This window comes from Micromonospora sp. NPDC004540, from assembly GCF_040610095.1.
GTDB lineage: Bacteria > Actinomycetota > Actinomycetes > Mycobacteriales > Micromonosporaceae > Micromonospora.
The window spans coordinates 1-5,062 of record NZ_JBEXLR010000181.1; the positions used below are offsets into that span (position 1 = coordinate 1).

The window sequence follows — 5,062 nt, forward strand, 5'->3', positions numbered from 1 at the left end:
CCACGTCGCTCTTCCGATCTGGCCCGTTCCGGGCCGGCGCCGCGCCGGGACGCGGGGCTGCCGGTTCGCCGCTGTCCCGGGAACACGACGGTGGCCGGCCGCGCCCTCCCCGGCTGCGACCGGCCACCGTGTCCGAGGGGCCGTCAGTACGAGTAGCCCGAGTCGCCGCCCGAGTCGCCCGACGACGGCGGCGCGACCGCCTTCGGGGTGCCGGTGGGCAGGCAGGTCAGGTTCTTCTTGCCGTTCGGGTCGACGACGAACCAGGTGCCGCCGACGCCCTGGCCCTTCCACTGGCCCGGCTTCTTGTCCCCGATGTAGCGGTAGACCGGCCAGCCCCCGATGGTGATCTGCCGGGTGCCGTCCTGGCGGGTGACCGTGCCGACCTTGTCGTCGGAGACGCCCTCGAGCTGCGGGTTGCCGTCGGTCAGCGCGGGCGGCCAGACCTGGGCGCACTTGTCCACGCAGTTGGACTGCGGCGGGTCGGCCGAGTCCTTGTCGAACCGGTACAGCACCCAGCCGTCCTGGTCGGTGACGACCCGGCCCATCCGGGGCAGCTTCTTGCCGACCAGCTCGTCGGTGAGCTTCACGTCGGACGGGGGTGCCTGGTCGTCGGCGGCCGCGTCCGGGGACGCGGAGGCTTCCGGTTCGGCCGACGCGGTGGGTTCGGCCGCGGCGACGGCGACCGGCTCGGCCGCGCTCGAGTTCGCCCCGTCGTAGCCCGCGGGGGCGCAGGCCGTTAGTGCGACCATCGCGCTCGCGACGATGACGGTCGTCCGCTTCAGGTGTGCCACGTGCCCTCCTCGTTCTTGGCAGTTCGCCGAGTAGTACGGGGCGTGCGCTGTCAAGGTTGAAGAGAAAAGGGTGCTCCATTTCACAGTGGATCCGTTGAACCGATCCGGCGAATGGCGCGTGGGGGAAGCACGTCGGGGTCGGCATCCCCGGGCACGACGGAACGGCGCCGGGCGGTGTCGCTGCCCGGCGCCGGCGTCCCGGCGGGATCAGAGGTCGTTCACCGTCACCAGCGGGCTGGCGATGCCGTTGACGTCGACCGACTGCACCTGGATCTTCTCGATGTCCTTGAGCGGCGCCGAGGTCGACGCGCTCAGCTCCAGCGGGAGCTGGTTGGTGTTCGTGCCGTAGCCGCCGCCCGGCACCGACCAGGTGGAGACCACCTCGCTGGTGGCGTTCGTCCGGACCACCACGAGCCGGCAGGTGCGCGGCCCGGGCAGGCGGGTGAGGAACACGTTGATCAGCGTGCCGTACTCCTTCGACGCCAGCCACATGGTGGTCTTCACGCCGGTGCTCGGGTCGGTGGCGTCGTGCTGATCGCCCTCGATGTCCGTGCCGTTCCCGACGCCCGGCCCCGACGCCGTCGGTCCGGGGGAGGGCGGGGCGGTGACGGGCGCGTTCAGGGTCGGCTCGGCCTGCGGGACGCGCTTCCCGTCGTCGCCGTCGAGCACCCCGGCGGCGACGACGCCGCTCAGGCCGCCGAACACCACCACGGCCGCCGCCGCGGCGAAGACCTGCCGCATCCGGGTCCGCTTCCGGTCCCGGCGGACCGCCATGAGGGTACGGTCCAGCAGCGCGGGATCGGTGTGCGTCTGCTCCAGCGCGGCCATCGCCTCGCCGTCGATGCCGGAGAGCAGCCCCACCACCGGGACCATGGTCTCCAGTTCCGCCGCGCACGCCCAGCAGGTGGCCAGGTGCTCCTCGAACCGCTCCGCGTCCTGCGGGTCCAGCACGCCGAGCGCGTACGCGGCGACATCCATGTGGTCCGCGCGGCTCATTCCGTCACCCCCCTCTCCTGCAGAGCCGTGCGCAGCGCGCGCAGCGCGTAGTAGACCCGCGACTTCGCGGTGCCGAGCGGAAGGCCCAGCTCCTCGGCCGCCTCGGGCACGGTACGCCCCCGGAAGTACGTCGCCACCAGGATCTCCCGGTGCGACTGGCTCAGGGTACGCAGCGCGTCCGCCACCGTCATGGTGCGCAGCACCCGGTCGGTGCTGTCCGCCTCGGCGAACGCGGTCAGGTCCCGGTCGTAGGTCTCCGCCGGGCGGGCCTGTTCGCTGCGGTGCTCGTCGATGGCGATCCGCCGGGCCACCGTGACGAGCCACGGGCGCAGCGAGCCCTGCCCCTGGACGCCCAGCCGGTGCGCGTTGCGCCAGGCCCGGAGCAGCGTCTCCTGCACGATGTCCTCGGCGCGCTGCCGATCCCCGCCGGTCAGCCGCATCACGAACATCAGCAGCGGCCCGGCGTGCTCGGCGTAGAGCAGCCGGATCAGCTGGTCGGAGTGGCTGGCCTCGGTGGACGTCGCCTGGTGGCGTCCGGGCGCCGGTCGCGGCGTCACCGGGTCATTCTGGCGATCCGAGGGGCGGGCGTCGACCCCTCGACCCGACCTCGACGCGCGCGACTGGGACTGTGCCCGGGCGAACATCCACTCGGGCCTCGCCACCTCGCCGTGCCAGCCGGCCGCCACCGCATGCATGCAGACCTCCGGTGTCCAATGACGTCAGCCGACCCCCCACGGGCATGGCCGCCCGGTGATACGGAGTGGTCCGCCGAGCGGATCAACGCCGGACGGAAAAAATTCCGGGCGGGGGCGGGGTGGAGTCGGTGGCGTCGGCGTCGTGGACCACCGGGGCGCCCCCGGCGAAGCGGTCCAGCTCGGCGCCGGCCAGCACCCGGCCGGGGAACCAGTCGCCGGCGGCCCGCCGGGTCAGTTCCGGCACCGGTGGCTCCACCCGGGACGCGACCAGCACCAGGTTGCCGTAGCGCCGGCCGCGCAGCACCGCCGCGTCGCCGACCAGGCAGGCCCGGGGCAGCACGGTGCGTACGGTGGCGACCTGACCGCGGGCGTGCCGCAGCGGCGGGCCGTCGGCGACGTTCGCCAGGTAGCAGCCGTCGGGCCGGAGCACCCGGGCGACCTCGGCAACGTACTCCACCGAGGTCAGGTGGGCGGGGGTGCGGGCGCCGGCGAAGACGTCCGCGACCACCACGTCGTAGCTGCCGTCCCGGCTCGACGTCAGAGTGGCCCGGGCGTCGGCCACCCGGACCCGCAGCCGGGGGTCGGCCGGCCAGGGCAGGTCCCGGCGGACCAGCTCCACCAGCGCGCCGTCCACCTCGGACACCCGCTGTGTCGAGCCGGGGCGGGTGGCCTGGACGTAGCGGGGGAGGGTGAGCGCGCCCCCGCCCAGGTGCAGCACCCGCAGCGGCGCGCCGGCCGGGGCGACCAGGTCGATCGCGGCGGCCAGCCGCCGGACGTACTCGAACTCCAGGTGGGTGGGGTCGGTCAGGTCCACATGGGACTGCGGGGCGCCGTCGAGCAGCAGCGTCCAGGAGCCCGGCCGGTCCGGGTCGGGCACCAGCTCGGCCTGCCCGGTGTCGACCTGCGCGACCGCCCGGTCCGCGCCGCGTCGCCGGCCCATCAGCGCCGGATCCCCCGGGCCGCCGCGGTGAGCACCCGGTGCAGCAGGCGGGCGTCGCCGAGCATCCCGCGCAGCCGGCGCTCCAGGCCGGCGATCGGGATCAGGTTCTGCGGGGCCCGCGGGTCCTTGTACGGGGTGGAGGCGAACCGGGGCAGCGTGACCAGGGACAGGTCGGCCAGCTCGATCGCCTCGGCCTCGGTCAGCTCGGCGGAGCACTCCACCCGCACGATGCCCGCCCAGGGCGCTCCGCCCGCCACCGGCAGCCGCAGGTACCAGGAGTAGCCGCCCCAGGCGGTGCCCAGCCGGAACACCGGGCAGCGCTGCCCCGGGGCCAGCCCGGTGACCACCGCGGTGAGCCGGCCGTCCAGATACTGGCTGTGCTGGGTCTTGATGTAGCCGAGGGTGCGGGGCAGGTTCCGCCGGCTGCGCAGCGGCCCGTCCACCACCAGCAGGTCGCCGTCGGTCCGCACCGCGTCGGACACCGCCACCTCCAGCGCGGTCAGCGGGCCCTGCACGGCGGCGGGAAGCTTGCTCAGCTCACCGGTGCCGCTCACCCGGTGCACCGGGTAGCGGATCGCGCCGGCCACCACGTCCTGGGCCGAGGGGCTGGCGGTGAACAACCCGCGGCCCACCCGGGTCCCGGCCAGCTCCGCCGCGCCCCGCTCCAGGTCGCAGCGGACCACTCCGGCGGCGTACGAGGCGGCGATGCCCGGGAACGAGGCGCCGTCGTCCTCCGCCGTCCAGACGCTGGCGTCGATCCGGCGCACCCCGTCGACCAGCAGCACCACGTCCGGGGCCGCGACGTCGCGCCGGGCGTCGACGGCCCGCCAGTCGGTGGCCGGCAGTTCGACGCCGGCGTCGACCTGGGCGCTGCTCGGCGCCGCCGGGCCGCCTCCGCCGCCCGCCTCGAACGACGCCCCGTACGCCGGGTCCCACGCGTCGACGAAGAACCTCGTCACAGGGCCGCCCTTCTCGCGCTCACAGGCCGGTGCGTTCGACGCGGGCGGTGCGGGCGTCCTTGCGGACCTCGAAGCGGACCGGGATCCGCTCGGCAAGCGCCGGCACGTGGGTGACTACGCCGACCATCCGGTCGCCCCGGGCGGCCAGGTTCTCCAGGGTGGCCGCGACCGTGTCGAGGGTGGCCGCGTCGAGCGTGCCGAAGCCCTCGTCGAGGACGATCGACTCCAGGCTGGCCGCGCTGGTGGACATCCCGGCGAGCTGCTCGGAGAGGGCCAGCGCCAGGGCCAGCGACGCCTGGAAGGTCTCCCCGCCGGACAGGGTGCGCACCCCGCGCCGCAGCCCGGCGTCGTGGTGGTCGACCACGAAGAACTCGCCCTTGTCGTGCACCAGGTCGTACTGGCCGCCGGACAGCTCGCGCAGGATCCGCGAGGCGCCGTCGACCAGCAGGTCCAGCGCCTCGGCCAGCAGCCAGCGCTCGAAGTTGTTGGCCCGCAGGTGCCCGGCGAGGGCCCGCGCCACCCGGGCCTCCCGCTCGTGGCCGGCCCGCTGCTCGCGCAGCTCGGCGGCCTGCTCGCGGCGCTCCTCCAGCCGGCGCAGCTCCGCCTCGGCCCGCTCGACCGCCACCGCGGCGTCGCGCTGCGGGTCCTCCGGGGCGGCCAGCCCGGCCGCGTCGACGAGCC

At 75.0% G+C, this 5,062-nt stretch carries 6 protein-coding genes; all 6 read right to left on the reverse strand.

The window, feature by feature from the left end; all coding sequences use genetic code 11:
• Positions 1-143: 143 nt before the first annotated feature.
• Complete coding sequence (locus ABZV78_RS31285) at positions 144-791, reverse strand: hypothetical protein (protein WP_355644393.1); 648 nt, start codon at positions 789-791, stop codon at positions 144-146.
• Positions 792-998: 207 nt separating this feature from the next.
• The gene (locus tag ABZV78_RS31290; RefSeq protein WP_355644395.1) at positions 999-1,787 is read right to left on the reverse strand and encodes a zf-HC2 domain-containing protein; all 789 of its coding nucleotides are present in this window, start codon (positions 1,785-1,787) and stop codon (positions 999-1,001) included.
• Positions 1,784-2,482, reverse strand: a complete 699-nt coding sequence (locus ABZV78_RS31295) for a sigma-70 family RNA polymerase sigma factor (protein ID WP_355644397.1) — start codon at positions 2,480-2,482, stop codon at positions 1,784-1,786. Before ABZV78_RS31295 ends, ABZV78_RS31290 begins: the two co-directional genes overlap by 4 nt.
• An 82-nt stretch (positions 2,483-2,564) precedes the next feature.
• Entirely contained in the window at positions 2,565-3,422 is an 858-nt protein-coding gene (locus tag ABZV78_RS31300) for a fused MFS/spermidine synthase (protein ID WP_355644399.1), read from the reverse strand.
• Positions 3,422-4,381, reverse strand: a complete 960-nt coding sequence (locus tag ABZV78_RS31305; protein ID WP_355644401.1) for a hypothetical protein — start codon at positions 4,379-4,381, stop codon at positions 3,422-3,424. Before ABZV78_RS31305 ends, ABZV78_RS31300 begins: the two co-directional genes overlap by 1 nt.
• 19 nt (positions 4,382-4,400) lie before the next feature.
• Positions 4,401-5,062 (reverse strand): SMC family ATPase (locus tag ABZV78_RS31310; RefSeq protein WP_355644403.1); only part of this gene is annotated, 662 nt, incomplete at its 5' end.